Genomic DNA, 24,272 nt, shown 5'->3' on the forward strand with positions numbered 1-24,272 from the left:
AACATTACGTAAATAGTGTCTCTCCTATAAAACCTCCATTTTTCGTTCCTGGTAAACAGGCGAAAAGGGCGCTGCCTCGATGTGAAATATATTCATTCAATTTATCCATACTTGAAAGTCTCTTTTGTATTGGAATGAATTGTTTACTTGGTGAACGTTGGAAACTTAAGAAAAGCAGACCTGCATCAAAACTCCCGGTCTTCAAATCCATTCCATTTGAGTAAGAATACCCCCTGCGGAGAATTTGCTCTGATCCATCTCCATGTGATAATCGTACATGTGAATCCACAGGGATAGTATCTTCTCCGTTGGGTTGTTTGTGATTAATATCAAGTTTATCAAATTCATTTTTTTGTCCGAAAGGTGCACCAGTTTCACGATATCTTCCAAAGGTATTTTCTTGTTCCTTTAGATTGGTCCGATCCCAGACTTCAATAAACATTTGGATTCTTCGTACAACAAGATAACTGCCGTTCTGAAGCCAATTCGGTCCATCACCTGGCTGAACCCAAACATGTTCATTCATCTGTTTTTCACTTTTCACATCCGGGTTGACACTTCCATCTTTGAAACCAAACAGGTTCCTAGGTGTTCCTTCTTTTGCATCTGCCTGCTTGGTTCGCTGAAATCCTGGCTGTGCCCATCTTAAAACTGCCTTTCCCCTAGCAATTCGAATTAGGTTTCTTACCGCATGAAATGCCACTTGCATATCATCCGCACAAGCCTGTATACATAAATCTCCTCCAGTCCATTCCTCTTCTAATGCATCTAATGAAAATGCGGGAAGGTTTACTAATTCCTTAGGCTGCTTATGTTTTAATCCAAAGCGGTCTTGGTTGTCCTTTTCAAAAAGACTAGGACCGACCCCAAAAGTAATCGTTAAATTAGAGGCTGATAATCCTTCCGCCTCTCCCGTATCTTTTGGCGGAAGAAATTCATTACTAGTTAGTTCTCCAATTGGTTTACCCTCAGACATCAATGCAGAGGCCTGCGTCCATTCTTTTAAAAGCGTTATTAAATCTTCTTTACTAGAAGTTGTCACGTCTAAGGCAGCAAAATAAACATGGTTTTGCGGTTTTGTCGTAATTCCACTTTGGTGCTTTCCATAAAATGAAACAACATCCTTCACGCTAGAGGCCTTTCCTTCTGTAATAGACCACATGCCTCCTATTCCAGATGCACCAATTAGAATCCCAACACCACCAACTCCAGCTGTTTTCAAAATATCCCTTCGTGAAATTTTCTTTTCTCCAAGCGATTCCCCTTCAATGAAGTACTCATTCTTAGACATCTATAATGCCTCCGTTACAATCCCGATTTCCGAGAGTGGTTCAGCAAGCGCATCAATTGCTTGACTAAGCTCCTTTACCTCAGGTTCTGACAATTCCGTATACACCTTGTACCCTCCATCGTTTTTATGTTTATTTAATAAGGTAAAGACATCATTGAAGCGAGTTTGAATTTCCTTAGAAAGTTCCTCATCCTTTTCCTTTAAAGCAGGATTTAAAAGTTGAAAAATTTTATCCGCACCTTCTACATTTGCAGCAAAATCAAATAAATCAGTATGAGAATAGCGATCCTCTTCCCCCGTCACTTTTGAAGTCGATACTTCATTTAAGAGGTCTACCGCGCCAGTAATTAATAGATCCGTTGTGACGTCGACTGTATCTACTTTCGCACGCAAAAGATTTACATCTTTCATCAATTGCTCTGCGTATTGTTCATAACCATTTGTAGTGTTTTCAACCCACAAGCCTTTTTCAATACGGTGGTAGCCTCCCCACTCAGCTTCCGGGACATCACCTTCGCGCGCATCAATTTTTGGATCAAGATCTCCAAATACTTCAGCTATCGGTTCTGCACGCTCATAGTGCACTCTTGATGATGCATATAGTGCTTTAGCGTTATCTACATCTCCATTTTTAACTGCGTTTGTAAATGCCTCCGTTGCCTTTACAAATTCTTCAATTTCTCCTATAGCATACTTACGGTATTCATCCGTTACTACAGAGAGTGAATCAGATATAATATTCTTTGATTCTTTTACCGTTTCATTAGCTGAATTTTCATTTGGATTAGTACAACCAAATAATAGACTGCTAGACAATAATAAACTTCCTGAAACTTTTAATAATTTCATTTGTAAATATCCCCCATCACCATTAATAATGATAATCATTCTCACCATTATAATATCAGTAAATGATAATGGTTTTCAATAGTTAATCAAAAAAACTTTCCAACTATTCAGATTGGAAAGTTTTTTTGATTTATTTTATTAACGAGTGTTTAAACGCATAAATGACTGCTTGTGTTCGGTCTTGGACGTTTAGTTTACTTAGTATGTTACTGACATGGGTTTTTACGGTTTTTAATGCAATATATAATTCATCAGCGATGTCCTGGTTGGTTTTTCCCTCACCCATTAACATTAATATTTCCATTTCTCGGCTGGTAAGTTCTTCGTGTGGCAGTTGTTGATGTTTCTGGCGCATTTTAATCATCATTTTTCCTGTTACCTCAGGCTCAAGGACAGACTGACCATGATATGTAGCACGGACTGCATTGGCAATTTCATCTGCTTTTGACGTTTTTAGCATATAACTAGTTGCACCAGCTTCTAGTGCGGGATATACCTTTTCATCGTCCAAAAAGCTAGTGACAATGATAACTTTTGCTTCCGGCCAGTTTTCAATAATTTGTTTGGTTGCTTCAATCCCATCCATTTCCTTCATGACTAAATCCATTAAAATAATATCAGGTCTAAGTTCAAGCGCCAGTTCCACGCCCTTTTTTCCATCAGCAGCCTCACCTACTACTTCAATGTCTGGCTGTGCGGATAAATAAGCTGAAACTCCAATCCTCACCATCTCATGATCATCAACAAACACTACTCTAATCATTTACACCATCTCCATTTGTCATAACAGGTACCTTCACTTCCAGCCTCGTACCTTTACTCTTCACACTAACTACCTTTAAAGTGCCGCCAACTTCAAGTGCCCTCTCATGCATATTCTGCATTCCATATGATCCGGCCTTTTTTGTTTCAACTTCAAAACCTATCCCGTCATCGACAATTCTTAAAATGACAAGATCATCACGCTTTATCAATAAAACCTCAAGTTTGTTCGATTTGGAATGCCGAAGTGTATTGGATACAGACTCTTGGAGGATTCGGAAAAGATGATCCTCAATTCCCTTATCAAGTGGAAATGCTTCTACTTTCCACTTAATTTCCATTGTTACTTTCTGTGATAATTCGATTAATAACTCTTCAATTCCTTCTTGCAGTGTTTTATTTTTTAACGCAACTGGACGCAAATGAAGAAGCAGGGCACGCATTTCAAGTTGAGACTGGTGAATCATTTCCTCCACCATTTTCAACTGCTTCGCTTCCCTATCCTCTTCATTCGCACCTTGTCTGGTTGTATTAATGGCCGACATCATCATTGATGCAGCAAATAATTGCTGACTGACGGAATCATGTAATTCACGAGCGAGGCGGTTTCGTTCCTGTTCAATTATTTCTTGAATCCTCGCTTCCTGATCTTCAACCTTTTCTGTAGCCAATCGCTGTGACAGCTTGGCTTGTTCCGACATTTGCCTGCCGATCTTATCAATTTGTTCTGCTATACTCTGCATTTCCGAAATGGCTTGCTTTTCATCGGAACCACCTTGTTTCCCTTGCTCTAACTGGTGCAATGAATACTCAACACCCTGAAACTGTCTTCTCCAGTATATACCTGAAAAAATGCCCAAAAGTATGCCAAGAGCAATACTGAATGCCGGAATAAATATGATAAATGGGATATCCATAAAATGCCGGTTCCATAGTTCTGACCAATCTGAAATTGGAAAAACAATGATAAAGGTTGCAGCAATAACGAGAGCAATCATGACAGAAGAAGCGATATTCCATACAACCTGCCTTTGGATTATGCTCATATCCGGCTCACCTCTATATTGCCCACCAGCAAGGAGGTAAAGATTTTCACCTTTTGCTCTGCCTTGTCATAGCCTGCTGTCTTAAGGTGGAAAGATTGGTTAAAAACCTGAGCCTGATGATTTTCAAAAACCGTTGTGGTGCCTATAACAGACGAGTGATGAACGCTTACTTCTATTTCATAAGGTATTTGAATTTGAATATTACCAATGACATTTCGCATAAAGATAATGGTTTCACCCTTCGGCAAAACAGTATAACTTAAATCTATAATTGTATCTCCAATTCCAGATTGGATGTTAATGTCATTCCATTCATATACACTGCTTGGTGTTTTTTGTTGTCCGAAAAATATATTTTCAAAGAGTGGCTTGGTCTTAATAAGTGTCTCTTCTTGCTGAGCCTGCTCCGATTCTTTAATATCTAATGTAATCTTATTTGGATACTTTTTAGAGTTAAAATATTGAATAATAAAATGTAAGAGAATAGCCAGTAATAAAAACCTAAAGGTCATCATGCTAAAGACACTAATGAAAAGAAAGATAATTCCTGCGATGGTAAAAATTTTACCACTTCGCTTCCCCGCTTTTCTTCTGCCTATATAAATAAGTCCACCAGAAAATAAGAGGGAGAAAATGAGACCACTGTTAAAAAATAGAATTTCTAGCAGCAGAACGACAACCCCAATAACGACCAGCCATCCCGTATAATCATTTTTTGCATTCCTAAACATTTGGCCTATCCCTCCCCTGTTAGTTTCTTTATCCATGATATGGCCAAAAAGGTGCATATGGCTGCACCTTTATAGAATACCATGTTTTGGATATTAAATGGACTTGCTTTCTTCTAATTTCATTTGTTTTTCTAATTGTGCAACTTTAGCGTCAATGGTATCGCGGTAATAAGAGCTTTTTACTTGATGATCTAAACGATCTAAGTAAGAGTCAATTTCCTGAAAACGCGCGTTTGCATTGCTAGAGGTATGATTTGTGTCTAATACCTGATTCATTCGATGATTGGCACGGGTAACATTCTCACGGCCCATTATTTCCAAACGGCGGATCTGCATATCTTTTAACTTATGTTTCATTTCCTCATATTTTCTTTCTAATTCACTAAGCTGACCTTTAACTTGCTCAAGTGAAGCGAAAAGACGTTCAACACGGCTTGAGTATTGCTGATGTTCTGCTGAAGCAAATTCATACAGCTCGGTTTCGCCTGCTTTAGAGGCAATTTCTGCCTGATATTTTCTCTTCTCTGCTAATTCCGCTGCTTGAGAGTATTCTCTAGTGAATTCATCTTTTAGTGCGTATTGACGTTCCACAAGCTTTCTAACTTTGTCAGTCTCTTGTTCACATTGACGAAGATATTGGTTTAGCAGGGCAATTGGATTTTCCTTTTCTTTTTGATCAACCGCAGCATGTAAATCCGCCATAATGGTATCCTTTATTCTAGTTAATAGGTTTGTCATTTTATCTCTCTCCTTAGATTAGTTTTTATTTAATTCATTCCATTGTTTTTCGAAATTCACAAAAGGGTCAGACTCCTCTTTTACAACAGACTTTTTACTGCTATTCCAGTTTTTATATACGAGATATAGTACATAGGCAGCAACAACACCAATGATAGCAGGAGCGTTATGAATAGCGGCCATTAAGACAAAAAATCCGATAATCCCGAGACCAATTTTACCTCCGGTCGATTCAGCCTTTAAGAACTGTTTAAAAATGAAGTACAGAGCAGCAAGACCAACCAGTAATCCTACCATCGGACCTATTGTTGAAAGTAAAATCATTGCTGCTATTCCGCCAGCTACTAGTAAACCAAACTTTTTCATTTTGTTTTTTCCTCCTTTCTTTATCTTGATTACATCTTACCTCTATTCCAAATTTCTCATAACGAACCAGCGCTTTATTTTCATATCAGTCTTGAGACGTAGAAAGGGTCAGTCCCTTGTGTAGGTACTGACCCTCCTAGTGGTTATTTAGAGATAAACATTTGTGTCCAATAATGTCTTTGTGACCCGCCTTGTGCGTATCCAACACCAATATGAGTATAATTACCGCTTAATATATTGGCACGGTGACCTGGGCTATTCATCCAAGCTCGAACAACTTCCTGTGCAGTTGTTTGCCCCGCTGCTATATTTTCACCTGCAGAGCGATATGAAATTCCAAAGTTTTTCATCATCGTAAAAGGACTTCCGTATGTCGGACTATCATGACTGAAATAGTTTTTATCCCTCATGTCGATGGACTTATAACGTGCAACTCTGGAAAGCTCCCAATCTTGAGTTAAGGCCTTTAATCCATTTTTGGCACGTTCTTGATTCGTTAATTGGACGACTTGGCTTTCAATGCTTTTAGTTGCATCATAATTAGGAATTGTCACCTTATTTCCAGGATATATCAGGTTTGGGTTCCTAAATTGGGGATTCGCTGAGATGATTTCAGAAATCCCAACCTGGTAACGAACTGCAATTTTCCAAAGTGTGTCCCCTGGTTGAACGGTGTAAATTTGCTGGGCAAACGACACATTTGGAATGCTAATAAGTGATAGTAAAAACAGTAAACTTACCCAAAATGATTTTTTCATTTTTACGCCTCCTCCGATATATATTTTTGATTTCAGGTTCAAAATATACAGAGTGTCAAAATAAAATTTTTCAGGTTAAGTTCGGAGGAAATAGTGTGAGAGACATTTCGTGGATTACCTATGTCATGTTAATTTTGGCAAGCTATCGGTTAACCCATTTAATTGTTTTTGATAAAATTACTGAATTTATACGTAAGCCATTTATGAAGAAAGTGAAAGTAGAGACCAATCATGGAATCGAAACCAAGGAAGTACCAAAAGGCATGTTTGGGTATTTATTGAAATGTTATTGGTGTGCCGGAGTTTGGAGCGCGATATTACTTGGGGGCGGATATTTACTTTTCCCCCGTGTAACCTTTGTGATTATTCTGATTTTTTCAATCGCAGGCGGTCAATCCATTCTTGAAACGTTTGTCGGGGTAAATATTAAGAAAGTAGATTATTATGCGGATTTAGAAAAGAAAAAATAAATAATAGAATGCTCCCCCTTTCGCATAAACATTAGGAAAGCGGAAGGCGCCTGCTTATCGGCGACAAGCATAAGACGAGCCGGCATGAAGGTTGCTCTTTAACCTTCTTGACGGATTGGCTTATGACCGAGGAAAAAGCGATTTATCTTTTTCCCTCGAGCCGATGGCGCCTGTAGCTGGACAATGAAAGGGGGATTTGAATGGCTGGATGGTGGGTCACTGCCATTGGGTTTATCATTTGTCTTGGTATTGTTGGGGGTACATTGGTTTATTTTTTAAGAGGGACGCTTAACACTGAAGACTCCACCCGTATTGACCCGGTTAAAAAAGAATCGGACTAATCTTATACCAATAAAGAGAACAATCCTGGACTTCAGGGTTGTTATTTTTTTATTTAAAAAAGGATTGTTACATGATTTTATTAAAAATGGAAAAATTAATCATATGAAAATAATACTGGAGGAAGACATATGAGCTCATCTGAAAGCACCCACCATTTTCCCAGAACCTATTGGCGAGAAATAGAATTACCAACATTTGAAACGCTGAATGAGGATACTACAGTTGACGTAGCTATTGTCGGTGCAGGTATAACAGGTATTACTGCTGCTTATTTGCTGGCAAAACAAGGTGTAAAGGTTGCAATTATTGAAGCAGGCAGTGTGTTAAACGGGACAACAGGACATACAACCGCGAAGCTGACTGCTCAGCATGGATTAATATACGATGAATTAATCAGTCATTTTGGAGAGGAAAAGGCTAAGTTATATTTCGAATCCGCTTCCAATGCGATTAAATTTGTTGAAAATACCTCGAACGAAAAAGGAATCGATTGTGATTTTAGCAAACAAGATGCCTTTGTTTATGCAACAACTGAACAGTATGATAAGAAGCTTGAAACCGAAATGTCTGCCTATCAAAGGCTCGGGATTGATGGTGACTTAGTAGGAAACATTCCATTTGATATTCAAATAAAATCTGCGCTATTAATGCGCAATCAGGCACAATACCACCCACTTAAATTTTTAAAAGGGCTTTTAGAAGAGGCGATCAAGGCGGGATGTAAGGTTTATGAAAATTCAGTTGCAGCAGGAATCGAGGATGTGGATTCTACCCAGCCAAAAGTTAAGATAAAGGGGGGACATAAAGTTGCCTGTAAACATGTGATTATTTCCTCCCATTTCCCATTTTATGATAAACCAGGTCTCTATTTCGCAAGAATGTATGCTGAAAGATCTTACGCGATTGGGATTAAGACCGATAAGGAATATCCTGGCGGAATGTATATCAGCGCGGACAGTCCGTCACGCTCCATTCGCTATACACCAATTGATGGGGGTAATCTCCTAATTCTTGGCGGCGAAAATCATAAAACAGGCCAGGGTGTCGATACGCTCAGTCACTATGTTGCACTTGAGGATTTTGCAAAAGATGTGTTTGACCTTTCTGAATATCACTATCGGTGGTCTGCACAGGATTTAGTGACATTGGACAAGGTGCCTTACATCGGTCCACTCACAAGAGATAAAGAGCATATTTTAGTGGCAACTGGTTATAAAAAATGGGGGATGACCTCGGGTATTCTTGCTGCTCATCTCCTTACTGATTATGTATTAAACCGAGACAATCCCTATAAGGAATTGTATACTCCATCACGTTTTGATGCGGACCCAGATATTAAATCAATTATTTCAACGAATGCAGACGTAGCGAAGCATTTAATTAAAGGAAAACTTGAGTTTGTACCAAAGGATCCTGGGGATTTAGTGAATGGAGAAGGTTCTGTTGTCATGCATAAAGGACAGCGTGCAGGCGCCTATAAGGATGAAAACGGAAAGCTTTACATTGTGGATACCACCTGTACGCATTTAGGCTGTGAATGTGAATGGAATCATGCTGAAAAATCTTGGGACTGTCCATGTCACGGGTCGCGGTTCGCCTATAATGGAGAAGTCATTGAAGGACCAGCGAAAAAGGCACTAAAAAATGTTGGCGATGTTTAATATGACTCGGATATCTACATAGAATTGTGAGATATCTACACCATACAGCGCTTTATCTACACACTTTTTGAATATATCTACAAATTATTAATCATTCTCAACACATTTTAGAACGATATCTACAATTCATAAAAAATGAACGCCTCCAGAATATTGGAGGCGTTTACTTTATTTACCATGTGGACGGTTACGTTTTAATTTTTCTCCCGTCTCAAATTCAACGAGTTCTTCAGAAGTTCTCATTGCCTCTTTACGATTATTATTTCGCTGGGCATTGGCATTACCAAGTTTCTGTCTTCCCACACTATCATCTCCTTTTAGAGAATACATAAATAGTGTGAGTGAAAATAAATCAAGTTATTCTACCCAAGAATTGGTGGTTTACGGAACTTTGTTAACTGCTCAAAAGCAAAAGCCGCTTCAATTAACGTTGGTTCACTATAGGCGGTTGCTGCAAAAGAAATTCCGACGGGTTCACCAAGAGAAGTATAGCCTGCAGGAACGGCAATCGTTGGATATCCTGCTTTTGCACTAATATGCGAGGCCTCATCACTAGGAATGAGTATAACATCTAACTGATACTTCTCAAGCGCATAGTCAATCCCCTGTTGTGTGGAATGATAAAGATCAAATTCCAACGAATCCACATATTTCGCTTCCGTTAAGGAACCACTAGTTGCTTCTGATTTAATTAGAACTTCCTGTCCATACTTTAGCATCGTTTCTTCATTTTCCTTATTGTATTGAATTAAATCATTCAATGTTCTGATCGGTATAGAAGGATGAAGTTTACTTAAATAAGCGTTTAAGTCCGGTTTAAATTCATATGTTAATACGTCATACTGCCACTTGGCATTCGCAGAAGGAATGTCTATATGTTCAATAATTTCAGCACCCGCTGCCTCCAAAACAGCAACAGCGTCATGAAAGATCTTTAATTTTTCTTCGCTCAACTGATCTGAAAATCCATCTTGGGCAATGCCAATCCTTTTTCCCTTAAGTCCGTCTTTACGTAAATGTTCAGTAAAGTCTTTTTCTGCTAATGGGTTGGTTTTTGTTATTGGATCTTCTTCATCTTTTCCTGTCAAAGCATTTAAAAGAATGGCTGCATCTCTGACAGTCCTAGCCATTGGTCCGGCTGTATCCTGGGTATGAGCAATCGGTATAATCCCTCTTCTGCTGATTAGGCCCACTGTCGGTTTAATTCCGACCAGCGAGTTTTGGCAGGATGGATTCAAAATGGATCCAGACGTTTCCGTTCCAATCGCTGCAGCTGCTAAATTCGCAGCAATTGCCGCACCAGAACCTGAACTAGAACCGCCGACATCAAATTGCCCAGGACCATAAGGATTTAACACCTGACCACCGCGTGAGCTATACCCGCTTTTCATCCCATACGCCATAAAGTTAGCCCATTCCGTCATATTCGTTTTACCAAGAATGACTGCTCCTGCTGCACGAAGCTGTTCCACCACATAAGAATCTCTTAACGCAACCGAATCCTTTAAAGCTAAAGAACCTGCGCTAGTATGCATTTTATCAGCGGTATCAATATTGTCTTTTATCAAAATGGGAATACCATGCAACGCACTGCGCGGTCCCGCTTCATTCCGTTCAGCGTCAAGTGCTGATGCAATATGAAGAGCATCTGGGTTGACCTCAAGGATTGAGTGGATACTTTTATCATAAACAGAAATTCTATGTAGATACATCAATACAAGTTCTTTAGATGTAAGCTCTCCGCTGGCCATTTTTTCCTGCATTTGAGTGATCGTTGCCTCCTCAATCCAATGATCGAGATATTTAGTTAACTTCGGATTCTCCATTTATTCCCCTCCCGTAGATAAAATTTTATAAGAAAAAGAATATTCTTGCAATAACAAAAGACAGTAGGAAAGTCCCACTGTCTTTGTTTAACGCCGTACCTTTTGTTCAGGCTCAGCAATTTGCCCTTTAAAGAAGATTCTTTTATTAGGTGTGACGTTTAGTTCCTGGCAATATTTTTTTAATTCTCTCTCTTCCCGGTCGGTTACTAACGAAATAACCGTGCCGTTTGCTCCCATTCTCCCTGTTCTTCCCGCTCGGTGAACATACTGAGCAATATCCCTTGGGAAATCGACGTGGACAACATGAGTGACTCCTTGAATATCCAATCCTCTAGCTGCCACATCCGTAGCAATCAGCATTTTAGTTTTGCCATCACGGAAAGCTTTAAGCTCTGCCTGCCGTTCTAACTTCTTCATATCACTATGCAGAATTCCTGTCGACAGTTCTTTGAAATTGAACTTTTCTTTAAGGACTTGAATCTCCCCAATATCATTGATAAATGCCAGGGCTTTAATGTTGTCTAAACGAGCGATTTTTTCAAGCAGCTTAATCTTATCTCTAGGTTCAGCAGAAAAAAAGATATGCTCAACCTCACCTGAGGAAGCAAGCTCATCCTTTTCTATTCGAAGTATTTCGGGCTCCTTGGTTATCTCCTTTGCCAATTTCTCTGTTCCAGCCTTCATCGTCGCCGAGAATAAAACTACTTGGCGGTCACCCATTGTCGATTTAACAATATTTTGGACTGTGTTGAGATGCTCTGGAATTAGCAGTTGATCTCCCTCATCTAATACTACCAGCTTCACCTCGTGCATTTTTACCTTTTTCTGTTTGATCAGTTCAAATAACCGGCCTGGTGTAGCAAAAATGACATGAGGGCGCTTTTTCAATTTTTCAAGCTGACGTTTTACATTTGCTCCGCCAATTATAGAAGTTCCTCTTATTCCGCTGCCTTCTGACCACTTTTGAAATTCTGAATAAACCTGCATAACCAATTCCTGTGATGATGCTAAGACTACAGCTTGTATTGATTGGGAATTGGTTTCAATTTTATTTAATAATGGTAATAAATAGGCTAGTGTCTTGCCCGTACCTGTTGGAGATTCTGCAATTAAATCTTTTCCTTCAATAATTAAAGGGATGGCTGTATCCTGAATCGAAGTAGGTTGTTGAAATCCGGATTTTTCCCAGTTTTCCTGTAAAAAAGGGCTTAAGGTATTTAACATATTTGACTCCTTTTTTTATCTCATTTCTACATATTATATCCACACATGACATTGATACTAACCTATTTACTAAAATGTGTCCATAAAAAACCCATTCCTAAGCATGGAATGGGTTTTCGCTTCAATTCACCTATTAATCAAACGTTCGGATTGCCAATTTATGAATGGTGGAATTTATTTCTTCAGATTCTATGATTGCTTCATTATAGTCGATTTCTATTTTTCCACTTCCTGCTAATATCCTTACCTTTTCTATCCCATTATATCTTTTTATTTTCCTTTTAATTTTCCTAATACATCCTGAGCAGGCTACATCATTTAGAGATAACTGAATCATACTCACCTTGAATATCCCCTTTCCATAATGGAAATTCTAACAGTTCATTTATCTAAATTTCATTCATTTTTATGGCCATCAATCGGAAGTGCGCAGGTTCGACTTCGTTTACGATTGCATTCATTCCTAAAGATTGAAAAGTAGCTACTAATGGCTCTCCTGGGTGAGGTAAATGAATTTCAAATATCGTCCCAACAGGTGCTGTTTTTACAAAATTCAAGATTTCCCTGCGTGGATGTTCTCCCTTTGAGACCCTCTCACGAATATCTATGACGGCTTTTTGTCCTTCTATTTGAAAGCTGCTCATCACTTCATCTCCTCATGATTATGATTTTCACCAAGTGTAGCATCCTTTTTACTTTAAAGAATTGATTTAAATCACTCAAAGGTATGTTTTTAATCGGGTTAGGTTAATAAATACATTAGGGATAGTAAAAAGATATTTTTGAACGTATTGTGAACATTATCTTGAATTTGATATAAGCCTTTTGATTTAGTGGTAGAATGAAGAACAGCAAGATAACAATATATCGGAGTTGAAAATGATGTTAAATAAAATTGCTCTACTTTCCACTTTGTTATTCTTTATTTTTGGAGCAAATGTATTTGCACATTCCCATTTGGAAGAGTCTACCCCCAAAAATGGAGAAATCGTAACTCAGTCACTCAAGGCTATCACGCTTACTTTCGAAACAGCAATAGAACCAACTAGTTCTTTTACATTAATGGATGGTAATAATACATCTATTCCACTTACTACGGTTTCAATTACTGGTAATCAATTAATCGCTAATGTAGAAGACGACCTTACGAATGGAGCTTATACCATTCATTGGAAAATAATTGGAGAAGACGGTCACCCACTTGAGGGCGATATTCCCTTCACAAAAAACCTTCCCGAAAATGCTGCACCTCCAGAACAAACTGTGACAGACCCATCTACTACTGATGCGACGACTGCCGAAACAATATCTGCTGCAGACACTGAAAAGGTACTGGAAGATCAAGCAATAGATGTAAAAGAGACTGCTTTAGTTGAACCTAAAATCATGAATTATGTACTCCCAGCCATTATTGGTTTGATCATTGTTTTAGGATTCGGAAGCTATTGGTTGATTTATAGGAGGAAACACGTCTAGATGTTTATTGCAGGTATTGTAAGTGAGGCTTTACTTTATAGTTGTTTTTCGGTGTTACTAGGAAGCTTTATTCTTAACCTTGTACCCAAATCAGTACGACCAGAAATTAAGATTCCTAAAATGGTACTATTGAGTGCAGCATTAGGAATTGCTATATTTTCATTCCTACCGGTATTAAGTATTGTTTTATATTTATATGAGGACCTAGGTTTAGGCTATACTCTTAAGTCTGTGTTAACAAATTTCGAAGTTGGTAAGACATGGATAAGTACGGGGATTATTTCGTTGATTCTATTTATTTATCTGATTCCTATTAAGCTTGAACAAAAACGGTTATTCTCTTTTACTGGTCTAGCATTTACACTTATCTTAATTGCTACCCTTGGCTTGTCGAGTCACGCAGCTTCATTATCCAAATTGGCTGGTTTCCTTACACATACCACTCACTTTTTGGCGGTTACAACTTGGGTTGGAATTCTGTTGGTGGTAAGCTGGTTTTCACAGAACCATGACAATTGGCTGAAATTCTTAAATTGGTTTTCGCCTGTTGCTTTTTTATGTTTACTTACCACGACCATAACAGGAATATCATTAATGACTTTTCATATGGAATTGTCGACATATGTTAGTGTAACGGCAATTTCCTATGGTCAGTCATTATTAATTAAACATATCGCGATTTTGCCATTACTAGCTTTCGCCTTTATCAACAGCGTTTTGATTCGGAAGAGACTTAAGGATGATCCTTCTTATAATCCGCTTCCATGGGCGAAGCTGGAAAGTATTATTGTTTTGGTTGTATTTTCGATTACGGGTGCACTAGGACAAGTTTCACCACCGCATGAGCTTAGTTCGATGATTAGAGCAGAAGGTGCTTCCAAGCTGTTTTCCTTTTTCCATCCAGGTGAAATAAATTTTCCTATCAACTTTTCCCCTGGGATTGTCTCAATAATCTTATTCCTAATTGCTATTCTTTTCCTAGTGTTAGTGATTCTAACTTTTATAAAAAAAGCTCCAAAAGCTTTGGCATTAGTAATGAGCTTATTATTTATCGTTTCTGGCTATATAGGATTTATGTTAAGTCTTTCATAAAGGCTCTTTTCTTAAACTTTGTTGCTTTTAAGAACAAAAATTAATCATTTTGCTAATTCCCGCAAAAAAGAGCCAAAATTTAATAAGAAAAGAGCCTTCAAACTAAATTCTAAAGCGCAAAATAGCTATTTCCACGTTAAAATCGGCTTTAAGATTTTAACAACAATCTATTAGAAAACAGCCTTCATAAAAGAAGCAGCGGAAATTTATTCCGCTGCTTCTTTTAGATTGTACGTAATACTGCCCTTACCGGACTTCCATCCCCTTTAACCAATGGCAGCGGCAAAGCAATCAATTCATAATCTCCAGGTTCTACTTCATCTAAAAGGACTGATTCAAGAATGTGAATCCCATTTTCATTTAAACTATGATGAGCATGAAGGTCTTTGCTGTCAATTGGGTCGACTGATGGAACATCTACCCCAACCAGTCTAATTCCCCTCTCTGCTAGGAATGGACCAAGGTCAGCTTCCAAATGGGGTATTTTTTCGGGAAATTCAGAAGCATTTTGCCATGATAGAGTTCGAAACAACACTCTTTTCATACCTTCTAAATCTACTTCATCTAAATCCTTAGCTCCTATACTTTCCTTCCCAGTCATATCGAGAACCCTTACAGGACCAATATATAGTTCGAGATCCAATTCAATAATCCTTTTTCCATCATCATCAAAATGAAAAGGTGCATCAACATGCGTCCCTGTATGTGTACTCATTGAAAGAGTCCCTACGTTTACTGACCCACTTTCTGCCTTGGACCACGACACGTCATAGTGAAAGGCTGTATCACCTGGCCAAACCGGCATTCCATTTTCAAGCCTTCTAGAAATATCAATTATTTTCATTCAACCACTCCCTAGGGCTGCATTTTATTAGCCTATGTTAAAAATATATCGGTGTCCTTGTGTTGTCAATTAATGAAAGGAGCGCCAAAAATCTCCATCGTTATCGATAATGCTGCTTATATCTTGAAACGGAATCGTAAAGGTTGGAAACCCAGCAGCATAAGGGGCAATCTCGTATGGTTCAAAATAAATATTTAACTCCCCTTCACTAATAAAGAAGGGCTGGTCTGATTTGATACCTTTATACGTATCCGGGAAAACATAGGAATATTGTTCGTCATTCTTAATTTGTTCGCCAATAATTTTACTGATCACTTTTACATAATCTGCTTCTTGCTTAAACAACTCTTTAAGCTGATAAAACCTTCCCGTTTTTAGGTCAATATGGGCATATTTTTTTACCGGCATTCCATGAGCTGCACCAAAAGGATAATCATAGCCATTTATCTCCAAGACTACTAGGTTATTCTTATAAAAACTAACGTCGAAATCACCTGAGTAGCTTGATTCCAGCTGTGTATGCTGAGGGATTGCCTTGACTCCAGAGAGTTCCTTCAATGTCTGATTTACGCTCTCCTGTGATCCAATCCCTGTTAACTGTGGATAATAAACTAAATAATCCTTATTTGGTTTGAATTTGTTTTCGGTAACGGAATAATCCTCTTTTAAAGGAATGATTGTATTTTGTTTCCAAACTAACTTGCCCTTTTTATCAAAATAGAGAATACGGAGATCGATATCTCCCTTAACCAAGGATTTATCAAATACTAATGTACCGCTGCCTTGTACCTTAGGAAGGTGATCCATTCTCTGACCACGCTGATCAATAAAGAATGTCATCTCTTCATTATATGCAGAGGCGATTCCATCCTTGTAATTGGATACGCCATTGTAGATAAACCCAGTATAAATATGACCGTTAGCATCGGCTATTGCGTACTTTTGAAAAAGATATGGCCTCCCAGGATCTTGAGCTTTCCCCAGTGCATATCGATTTTCTCCAAGGTTTATCAAACTGGAATACTGGGGTTTAATGATATATTTCCCCTGCCTATCTATCAGGCCATAATGATTATTTTCAACATTCACAATTGCTTTCTCTGCAACAAACGGCTGTGTTCCCATAAACTGTGGTTCAATCAGTACTTTACCCGATTCGTCCATGTACCCCCATTTTCCATCATTACTTTTTCGAAATGCCAGCATACCCTCTCCGTAATCGTCGACAAATGGATAAGAGTAGGAATACAATATTTTTCCTGTTAAATCAATTAGAGCATAGTTGCCATCCTTCATTTTAACTAGGGCTTTTCCGTCCTGAAAGTCACTAGCATTTTCATAGGCCAACGGAATGACTTCATTGCCTCTTTTATTTAAATAGCCATAGAGATACTCACCATTTTCATTTGTATTGGCAGCCACGGCCCTGCCTTCCTTGTAATCTCCGATAAAGGAATATGCCTTTGAGGTAATTTCCTTCCCGCTTTCATCTAATACTTTAAAGACTTTATCATCAATAGCAGTGGCACGGCCTTCTGAAAAAGGGCTGATTGTTTCATACTTTGGTTTCACAATAAAATATCCGTCAGTGTTAATAATACCTGTTAGATTATTTAATTGGATGATTGCTAAACCATTGTCCTGAAAATCACGAGCCATTTCATATTTGGGAGGGAGAACAAAAGTCCCCTTTTCATTGATGTATCCCCACTTACCGCCGCCAATATCTTTGAATTCTGCTGGAAAGAGGTACACCATTCTTGATAAGGAAAGCAGGTGGGTAATCCAATTTTCCTGTTCTGTATTTCTTCTAGACATCCGTACTACCCCATTTTATTTTTTATTATATATATGAAAAGATGGGCGGGATGTAGCTTATCTTCAATCACAAACAAAAAAGAATCTAATTTGACCAATAAGGCTTCAAAATAGATTCTTTCTTGATTATTTATATAAAAACGTAATTTTGCTGCAGTTCTCTTTGGATATTTTCTTTTGTTTTCAAGATGGCTTGGACGATTTGGTCTTTTACTTCAGGTGTAATGCGGTAGAATGGTACGCTGACGCTAAATGCTCCGTATGTTTGGTTATTCATTACTAGGGATGCACCTAGACAATAGACATCCTTTTCACCTTCACTGTCGTCAATTGCATAACCATTTCTTTTTACATCTTCTAACTGTTTTAATAAATACTCCGGACTCGTAATCGTCGTTTCTGTTATGGGTTTTAGCTCCACTCGGTTCAAATAAGCTTCTATTGCACTTTCTGGCATTTCTGAAAGTACGGCTTTCCCCATCGCAGAACAATAAAGCGGCTTAGATAAACCAATCCTTGAATTTAAACACACAATTGGTTTTTTCGTCTCCAACTTGTTAACAGTTAATATTTCATCGCCTTCTAAAATCCCTAAGTGAATCGTTTCATCTAAACTATTTTGCAGCTCTTTTAAATATGGATAAGAAATTTTTGAAATGTCTAAATCAGCAAGATACTTATTTGCGTATTTGATTAAGGCGCTGCCAAGCCCGAATCTTTTCGTTTCTGGATGTTTTTTTACATAACCAATTAGAAGAAGGGTATCTAATATCTTTAAGGCCGTTGAACTCGTTAATCCTGTTTCTTGTGCAATCACATTTAATGCTTGTGGTTCTTTCTTTGCTGACAGAAAATCAAGGATACTTGAAGCCTTAATTAGAACAGTACCATATGGTTGTTTTGCATTCTCCATTATGTTACCTCCCTTCACCTTTTTGATTTATTATAATATAAAAACTAGCGAACGAGCCAGCCACCATCCACTGGGATAATGGCTCCATTCATATAATCGGAACCTCTGCTTGCAAGGAAGACTACAACACCTTGCAGGTCATCTGGAGTTGCCCAACGACCAGCCGGAATACGAGAAGTAATCTCAGCATGACGCACTTCATCCTCACGGATTGGCGCTGTATTTTTGGTTTCAACATAACCAGGCGCAATGGCATTAATTTGTATGCCTTTTATTGCTAATTCATTCGCAAATGCCTTCGTTAAACCAGCTACACCATGCTTGCTGGCTGTATAGGATGGTACAAATTTTCCACCTTGGAAGGACAGCATAGAAGCAACATTAATGATTTTTCCACTGCCTTGTTCTGCCATTACCTTTGCAGCTTCTTGGCTTAAAAAGTAAACAGCGTTTAGATTAATATCCATGACTGCATCCCAATCTTCTTCCTTATATTCAAGGATAGGCGAACGGCGAATGGTACCTGCGTTGTTTACCAAAATATCTACTCTACCATATGTTTCTAAGCATTTAGCAACGATATCTTTTGATACTTGTTTGTCTGTTAAATCACCTTGAAAAAACGCTACCCGACGTCCTTCTTTTTCAATTAGTTCTTTCGTTTCTCCCCAATTGTTCCCGTGAGTCGTGATAAAAAGGTCCGCACCTGCTTTTGCAAGCGCAATCGCAAAGCCTTGTCCAATTCCTGTGTTTCCCCCAGTTACTATTGCGACTTTACCATCTAATTTAAAATAATCTAATGAAAATTGTTGTAAGTCATTCCCCATTGTATAATCCCCCTTGTTAATGAAGTACATGAAAAGAACTCGATTAGCGAAAAGAGTTATTTCAATTCCTTCATCGGAACCATGTCCATATCATTATAAGTAATGTTTTCGCCGCACATTGCCCAAATGAACGTGTAGTCACTTGTTCCCACTCCAGTATGGATCGACCAGCTTGGAGAAATGGCAGCTTGCTCGTTGGCAATCACTAAGTGTTTTGTTTCATCCGGTTTACCCATGAAATGGAATACACGTGTATCTTCTTTCATATCGAAATAAAGGTATGTTTCCATACGGCGTTCGTGTGTATGACTTGGCATTGTGTTCCAAGCGCTTCCTGGAGTTAGGATGGTGTATCCTAATTGAAGCTGACAGCTTTCACATACGTTTGGATGAATATATTGATAAATAGAACGATGATTTAAAGTTGCTGAATCACCTGTCACCATTGGCTCAATTTTATCAATACTGATTTTTACATTTGGATATTTATGATGAGCAGGTACAGAAACGGTATAAAATTTTGCTGGATTAGTCGGATCTTCTGATTTAAATTGGATATCCTTTGTCTCTTTTCCAATGTAATAACCATCTTGCTTTTTCATTGGTTCTTCTGTGCCCTCGATAACGATTGACCCTGGTCCTCCAATATTAATAACTCCAAGTTCACGTCGCTCTAAGAAATATGTAACTCCTAATTCTGTCGAAAGTTCAATGGTTAGAGGCTTATCTGTTGGTGTAACACCGCCAAAAATCATCCTGTCGTTATGTGTATACGTTAATCTAACTTCTCCTGGAACAAAAATACTTTCTACTAGAAATTCCTTGCGCAGTTGTTCTGTAGAATAATGACGAATATCTTCTGGACTATGTGTGTAACGAGTTTCCATTTTTATTCACTCCTGTTATCGATTTATTTTTGCACTGCCGCTTTCCAAAGGGTTTTCTACTTTCTTTATGGTAAATGGATTTAAACTTTACCTCTCGATTTCCAAATAGGAAATGGTATTGTTTATTTGGAAATTTATATTTTAATTATATTGGACATTTTTTGGTTTTTCAACCGCATTTTATAAAATACTCAGAAAAATGAATATAAAAAAATAACCTGTACGTTTAAACAGGTTACGTTTATCTATTAATCTATGTTTTTCGCCTCTGGAATGAGGACTTTCCATTCGTCATAGCTGATGATGGTTTCCCAATGCCCTGTTAGTTTTGCAAAGCCAATAATTAAGAAGAAAGCTACAAAGAATGACACGGGTATAAACCATTTGCTCACTTTTTTATTTGCAACGGTCATATTCAAAGTGTCCTTCACTGGGCATGCTTCAACACAAGCCATACATGCCGTACAATTAAGGTTATTTACGGTTTCTGCTTTGTGCACCTTTATTCTTGAAGGGCATACCTTCGTACACATCTCACAGTTTGTACAGGTCTCTTCATTTCTACGGACCTTTGAAATTCTAAATACCGAGCCAAGCCCGATGAACGCTCCGTACGGGCAAAGGAATCGGCACCAGAAGTTCCTATAGAATAAAGAAAGCATAACCATTACGATAAGAAAGCCTAGGCCAAAACCACTGATATCTAAGAAAAAAGTCAGCATTTTTATATCCGAGATTTTGTTATATGGTTCATTCAAAAAGGCAATCGCACCATATGTAGGCATTACAATAACCATCCCCAAGAAGAACAGCAATAATAAATATTTAATGGGGGTTAGCAGCCAAACGAGCCATGTTGGTACTTCAAAATTTCTTTTAAACAGTTTTTTCCCCAATCTTGAAATCCAATCACTGACTGTTCCAATTGGACAAATCCAGCTGCAAAAGGATCTTTTGAAAATAATAGCACCACCAACAAAAAAACTTAACAAAACAAGACCTGCAGGATGGATTACATCAAAATCTCCAGTGGCAAGCCAAACCTTCAAGGCCATTAGGGCACTAATCGGCAGGAACCCTTCCACCGCAGCCGGTCTTTCAACAAAAGATGTTTCCCCAAGGGTTTCAAAATGCATATAAAATTGATAAAAACGAACACCAACATATAGTAAAAACAACATGAATACCGCCTGAACCACGTATCTTGTTATTTGAACCGGTTTTCTCTTCAGCTGTTTCTTATACCAGTTCTTTGACTTCATTACGACTCCTCCAATCTTCATCACCCTTAATATAAGGAACGAAGTAAAACGGGGGATGTGATAAAAGTCATCGAGAATACCGTTTTCATAAAGAATTCACAACCGTATTCTTAAAACGGACAAAAATCGTTTTTTTATTTTTTAATATCTACACACTTTCGGGATATATCTACACAAAGTAAGGAAATATCTACGCACCTTCGCAATTTATCTACACAAATTAGGATATATCTACACACTTTAAAAAGTTATCTACAAATCAGTCTAGCGTTCTACTCCAAATACAATATTGTTCTGTTTCCGCGCTTCTTCGGTTACTCTTAGCACAATCTTACTCATATCCTTTAACTTCTCGTATCCATTATCATCCTTTGTTTCTATGATTTCTGCGATATTTATGCATTCATAGACCATGTTTTTATCTTCTTGAGCAACACTTAAGATTGTACTTTCTTTAGTGTGACTATCGATAAATTTTATTTCGGATATCGGTGCTGCATCCTCAAGGACGAAGGTTCCCTCTTCACCATGAATTTCGCATGGCATAACTGAATGTGATATTTTGGAGCAAAGAATCGTACACACAAAGTCTTGATACTCTATCAGAAGCGTACCGCTGCCATCTACTCCGCTTGATAAGATTACAGGATGGTAGGCAACCTTATTTGGCTCCCCAAAAAGCCCAACAGCTAAATAGAGTGGATAAACCCCTAGATCTACTAGAGCACCTCCAGAAAAAGTACTAGAGAAGATATTCGGGTTCTCTCCTTTTAAAAACGCATCGTATCTAGAAGAATACTGGATATAAGGAAGCATGGCACTTCTTAGATTACCCGCCATACGAAGTTTATCCTTTAAAATACGGAAGTTAGGAGTATGAATATTACGAATGGCTTCAAATAAATAAACTCCATTTTCCTCAGCTGTTTGATAGGCTTTTTCCAGTTCAGCTGGATTTGAAAATATCGGCTTTTCACAAATAACATGCTTTTTATTTTTTAGAAAAGTAATTGCCTGTTCGAAATGGACTGAATTGGGTGAAGCAATATAAACAGCCTCAATCTCAGAGCTTTTTGCCATTTCCTCTAAATCAGAAAAATAGTGTGCTGCGTTAAATGTATTAGCAAGTTCTTTGGCTTTCTCTTCTGTCCGGGAATAGACCGCCGTTAAATTTAGTTTCCCGCTTAGTTTTGCAGCCTCAATAAAGGCGGCTGTAATCCACCCTGTTCCCACTGTACCTAAATTAATCATATAAAATCCCCTTCCATTCCTTCTTTAAGCATATATTGTAGCCTTTTTGCTTTCTTTTTTCCAATTTCACTATTTTTCTAATGAATAGTTGGGTACAATGGAAAAATATCAATATTTATGTTATTTATAAGTAGTATAGTTGAGAAAAGAGGTTGAATAGAGTGGAAAATCTAAGTTCTAATTTTATAAAAGACGTTATGATTAAGGATTTGGAATCAGGTAAGCATGATAAAATTATCACTCGTTTCCCTCCAGAGCCAAACGGATATTTACATATCGGCCATGCTAAATCCATTATTATTAACTTTGGATTAGCTGATGAATTTAACGGAAAAACCAATTTACGATTTGATGACACCAATCCGTTAAAGGAAGATGTCGAATATGTTAACTCGATAAAAGAAGATGTAAAATGGCTTGGTTTTGAATGGGATAACTTATTCTTTGCTTCTGATTATTTTGAAGAAATGTACAAACGTGCTGTACTGTTAATAAAAAAGGGCCTAGCCTACGTAGATGACCTTTCAGCAGACGAAATCCGTGAGTACCGGGGCACATTGACTTCTCCAGGTAAAGAGAGCCCGTACCGCGCACGTTCAGTTGAGGAAAATCTAGATTTATTTGAACGGATGCGTAACGGAGAATTTGAAAATGGACAAAAAGTTCTTCGCGCTAAAATTGATATGAAGTCTCCTAATATCAATTTACGCGACCCTGTTATTTATCGAATTTCACATGCTACACACCATAATACTGGTGATAAATGGTGTATTTATCCGATGTATGCTTTTGCTCATCCTCTAGAGGATGCACTTGAAGACGTAACCCATTCCATTTGTACGATTGAGTTTGAAGACCAGCGTCCACTTTATAACTGGGTAGTCGAACAATGCGAAATGAAAAGTACACCGCAGCAAATTGAATTTGGCCGTTTAAATGTGACGAACACAGTAATGAGCAAGCGTAAATTGAAGCAGCTTGTTGACGAAGGGTTTGTTGATGGCTGGGATGACCCACGGATGCCGACTATTTCCGGCATGAGACGCAAAGGATTTACCCCTGAATCCATCCGTAATTTTGTCCGCGAAACAGGTGTCTCTAAAGGTTCAGGAGCTGTTGATTCACAAATGCTCGAACACTTTGTTAGAGAAGACTTAAAGTTAAAGGCACCGCGGACAATGGGAATTCTAAATCCTTTAAAAGTGGTCATCACGAATTATCCAGAAGGACAAATTGAATTACTTGATGCAGAGATTAATCCTGAGGTTCCAGAAATGGGCATGCGGAAAATCCCATTTTCTCGTGAGATTTATATTGAAAAAGACGATTTTCTAGAAAATCCTCCGGCTAAATATTTCCGCCTCTTCCCTGGGAATGAAGTTCGCCTTAAACATGCTTATTTTATTAAGTGTGAAGAAGTAATCAAGGATATAAACGGAGAAGTTATTGAGCTGCGCTGTACCTATGACCCACTAACCAAAAGTGGCACCGGCTTTACTGGCCGCAAGGTAAAGGGCACCATTCATTGGGTGGAAGCAACCAACTCAGTTCCGGCAGAGTTTCGTTTATACGAACCATTGATTCTCGATACAACAGAGGAGGAAACTAATGAGGAGGAAAAGACCTTCCTCGACAACGTAAATCCAGAATCACTTGTGGTATTACAGGGATTTGTCGAGCCTAACATGAGAGAAAGCAGACCACACGATAAATTTCAGTTCTTTAGACATGGATATTTCAACGTAGATCCTAAACATACGACAGTGGATAAGCTCGTCTTTAACCGAATTGTATCCTTAAAAAGTTCATTTAAAATATAGCTAGACAATAAAAATAGA

26 protein-coding genes are annotated in these 24,272 nt (G+C 38.2%); 6 read left to right on the top strand and 20 right to left on the bottom strand.

The features are described from left to right. Positions 1–4: 4 nt before the first annotated feature. The 8 genes from efeB to safA form a co-directional block, all read right to left on the bottom strand. Entirely contained in the window at positions 5–1,291 is a 1,287-nt protein-coding gene (gene efeB, locus ABC255_RS25350; RefSeq protein WP_412997802.1) for an iron uptake transporter deferrochelatase/peroxidase subunit, read from the bottom strand. Beyond that, positions 1,292–2,140, bottom strand: coding sequence for an iron uptake system protein EfeO (efeO, locus tag ABC255_RS25355; RefSeq protein ID WP_412997804.1), 849 nt, complete (start codon positions 2,138–2,140; stop codon positions 1,292–1,294). A gap of 130 nt (positions 2,141–2,270) precedes the next feature. Then, entirely contained in the window at positions 2,271–2,903 is a 633-nt protein-coding gene (locus ABC255_RS25360) for a response regulator transcription factor (RefSeq protein WP_335532707.1), read from the bottom strand. Beyond that, positions 2,896–3,948 carry a sensor histidine kinase gene (locus ABC255_RS25365; protein WP_412997807.1) on the bottom strand — a complete coding sequence of 351 codons (1,053 nt, stop codon included), beginning with the start codon at positions 3,946–3,948 and terminating at the stop codon, positions 2,896–2,898. The genes ABC255_RS25360 and ABC255_RS25365 overlap by 8 nt, the downstream gene beginning before the upstream one ends. Then, positions 3,945–4,679 carry a cell wall-active antibiotics response protein LiaF gene (gene liaF, locus ABC255_RS25370; protein ID WP_412997808.1) on the bottom strand — a complete coding sequence of 245 codons (735 nt, stop codon included), beginning with the start codon at positions 4,677–4,679 and terminating at the stop codon, positions 3,945–3,947. The genes ABC255_RS25365 and liaF overlap by 4 nt, the downstream gene beginning before the upstream one ends. A gap of 93 nt (positions 4,680–4,772) precedes the next feature. Further along, positions 4,773–5,417 (bottom strand): PspA/IM30 family protein, encoded by a 645-nt coding sequence (locus tag ABC255_RS25375; RefSeq protein ID WP_412997810.1) that lies wholly within the window; start codon positions 5,415–5,417, stop codon positions 4,773–4,775. Positions 5,418–5,435: 18 nt separating this feature from the next. After that, positions 5,436–5,783, bottom strand: coding sequence for a lmo0954 family membrane protein (locus ABC255_RS25380; protein WP_412997811.1), 348 nt, complete (start codon positions 5,781–5,783; stop codon positions 5,436–5,438). A gap of 143 nt (positions 5,784–5,926) precedes the next feature. Beyond that, complete coding sequence (gene safA / locus ABC255_RS25385) at positions 5,927–6,541, bottom strand: SafA/ExsA family spore coat assembly protein (RefSeq protein ID WP_335532717.1); 615 nt, start codon at positions 6,539–6,541, stop codon at positions 5,927–5,929. Positions 6,542–6,636: 95 nt separating this feature from the next. Here safA and ABC255_RS25390 point away from each other — a divergent pair, with 95 nt between their 5' ends. From ABC255_RS25390 to ABC255_RS25400, 3 genes are all read left to right on the top strand, one after another. After that, positions 6,637–7,011 carry a DUF1360 domain-containing protein gene (locus tag ABC255_RS25390; RefSeq protein WP_412997813.1) on the top strand — a complete coding sequence of 125 codons (375 nt, stop codon included), beginning with the start codon at positions 6,637–6,639 and terminating at the stop codon, positions 7,009–7,011. Between the two features lie 200 nt (positions 7,012–7,211). Then, entirely contained in the window at positions 7,212–7,352 is a 141-nt protein-coding gene (locus ABC255_RS25395) for a hypothetical protein (protein ID WP_412997814.1), read from the top strand. Positions 7,353–7,481: 129 nt separating this feature from the next. Beyond that, entirely contained in the window at positions 7,482–9,014 is a 1,533-nt protein-coding gene (locus tag ABC255_RS25400) for an FAD-dependent oxidoreductase (RefSeq protein WP_412997816.1), read from the top strand. 168 nt (positions 9,015–9,182) lie between these two features. On the opposite strand, the gene ABC255_RS25405 is transcribed toward ABC255_RS25400, so the two are convergent. The 5 genes from ABC255_RS25405 to ABC255_RS25425 all read right to left on the bottom strand — a co-directional run bounded on the left by ABC255_RS25405 (position 9,183) and on the right by ABC255_RS25425 (position 12,708). Further along, a complete protein-coding gene (locus tag ABC255_RS25405; protein ID WP_335532188.1) occupies positions 9,183–9,317 on the bottom strand; it encodes a hypothetical protein in 135 nt (44 codons plus the stop codon). A 59-nt stretch (positions 9,318–9,376) separates the two neighbouring features. Continuing rightward, positions 9,377–10,840, bottom strand: coding sequence for an amidase family protein (locus tag ABC255_RS25410; RefSeq protein WP_412997818.1), 1,464 nt, complete (start codon positions 10,838–10,840; stop codon positions 9,377–9,379). An 87-nt stretch (positions 10,841–10,927) separates the two neighbouring features. Further along, entirely contained in the window at positions 10,928–12,064 is a 1,137-nt protein-coding gene (locus tag ABC255_RS25415; protein ID WP_412997820.1) for a DEAD/DEAH box helicase, read from the bottom strand. Positions 12,065–12,197: 133 nt separating this feature from the next. Further along, positions 12,198–12,401: a cation transporter gene (locus ABC255_RS25420; RefSeq protein WP_412998638.1), complete on the bottom strand. Its 204-nt coding sequence runs from the start codon at positions 12,399–12,401 to the stop codon at positions 12,198–12,200. 52 nt (positions 12,402–12,453) lie between these two features. Continuing rightward, positions 12,454–12,708: an amino acid decarboxylase gene (locus ABC255_RS25425; protein WP_335532183.1), complete on the bottom strand. Its 255-nt coding sequence runs from the start codon at positions 12,706–12,708 to the stop codon at positions 12,454–12,456. A gap of 238 nt (positions 12,709–12,946) precedes the next feature. Between ABC255_RS25425 and ABC255_RS25430 the strand changes: the two genes are divergently transcribed. Together ABC255_RS25430 and ABC255_RS25435 are read left to right on the top strand one after the other, a co-directional pair. Beyond that, the gene (locus ABC255_RS25430) at positions 12,947–13,540 is read left to right on the top strand and encodes a copper resistance CopC family protein (RefSeq protein ID WP_412997822.1); all 594 of its coding nucleotides are present in this window, start codon (positions 12,947–12,949) and stop codon (positions 13,538–13,540) included. After that, positions 13,541–14,632, top strand: coding sequence for a copper resistance D family protein (locus ABC255_RS25435; protein WP_412997824.1), 1,092 nt, complete (start codon positions 13,541–13,543; stop codon positions 14,630–14,632). A gap of 223 nt (positions 14,633–14,855) precedes the next feature. Here the strand turns inward: ABC255_RS25435 and kynB are convergent, their stop codons facing one another. The 7 genes from kynB to ABC255_RS25470 form a co-directional block, all read right to left on the bottom strand. After that, entirely contained in the window at positions 14,856–15,476 is a 621-nt protein-coding gene (gene kynB / locus ABC255_RS25440; RefSeq protein ID WP_412997826.1) for an arylformamidase, read from the bottom strand. Between the two features lie 69 nt (positions 15,477–15,545). Next, entirely contained in the window at positions 15,546–17,294 is a 1,749-nt protein-coding gene (locus tag ABC255_RS25445) for a WG repeat-containing protein (RefSeq protein ID WP_412997828.1), read from the bottom strand. 130 nt (positions 17,295–17,424) lie between these two features. Next, on the bottom strand, positions 17,425–18,207 hold the full coding sequence (locus ABC255_RS25450) for an IclR family transcriptional regulator (RefSeq protein ID WP_412997829.1): 783 nt from the start codon (positions 18,205–18,207) through the stop codon (positions 17,425–17,427). Positions 18,208–18,251: 44 nt separating this feature from the next. Beyond that, positions 18,252–19,034 (bottom strand): 2-dehydro-3-deoxy-D-gluconate 5-dehydrogenase KduD, encoded by a 783-nt coding sequence (gene kduD, locus ABC255_RS25455; RefSeq protein WP_335532172.1) that lies wholly within the window; start codon positions 19,032–19,034, stop codon positions 18,252–18,254. A gap of 56 nt (positions 19,035–19,090) precedes the next feature. Beyond that, positions 19,091–19,921 carry a 5-dehydro-4-deoxy-D-glucuronate isomerase gene (gene kduI, locus ABC255_RS25460; RefSeq protein ID WP_335532169.1) on the bottom strand — a complete coding sequence of 277 codons (831 nt, stop codon included), beginning with the start codon at positions 19,919–19,921 and terminating at the stop codon, positions 19,091–19,093. Between the two features lie 248 nt (positions 19,922–20,169). Further along, on the bottom strand, positions 20,170–21,183 hold the full coding sequence (locus tag ABC255_RS25465) for a 4Fe-4S binding protein (protein WP_412997831.1): 1,014 nt from the start codon (positions 21,181–21,183) through the stop codon (positions 20,170–20,172). A gap of 264 nt (positions 21,184–21,447) precedes the next feature. After that, positions 21,448–22,431: a Gfo/Idh/MocA family protein gene (locus ABC255_RS25470; protein WP_412998639.1), complete on the bottom strand. Its 984-nt coding sequence runs from the start codon at positions 22,429–22,431 to the stop codon at positions 21,448–21,450. 164 nt (positions 22,432–22,595) lie between these two features. Between ABC255_RS25470 and ABC255_RS25475 the strand changes: the two genes are divergently transcribed. Then, positions 22,596–24,254 (top strand): glutamine--tRNA ligase/YqeY domain fusion protein, encoded by a 1,659-nt coding sequence (locus ABC255_RS25475; RefSeq protein WP_412997832.1) that lies wholly within the window; start codon positions 22,596–22,598, stop codon positions 24,252–24,254. The last annotated feature ends 18 nt before the right edge of the window (positions 24,255–24,272 follow it).

Source organism: Neobacillus canaveralius, assembly GCF_047237705.1.
Classification (GTDB): Bacteria; Bacillota; Bacilli; order Bacillales; family Cytobacillaceae; genus Neobacillus; species Neobacillus niacini_K.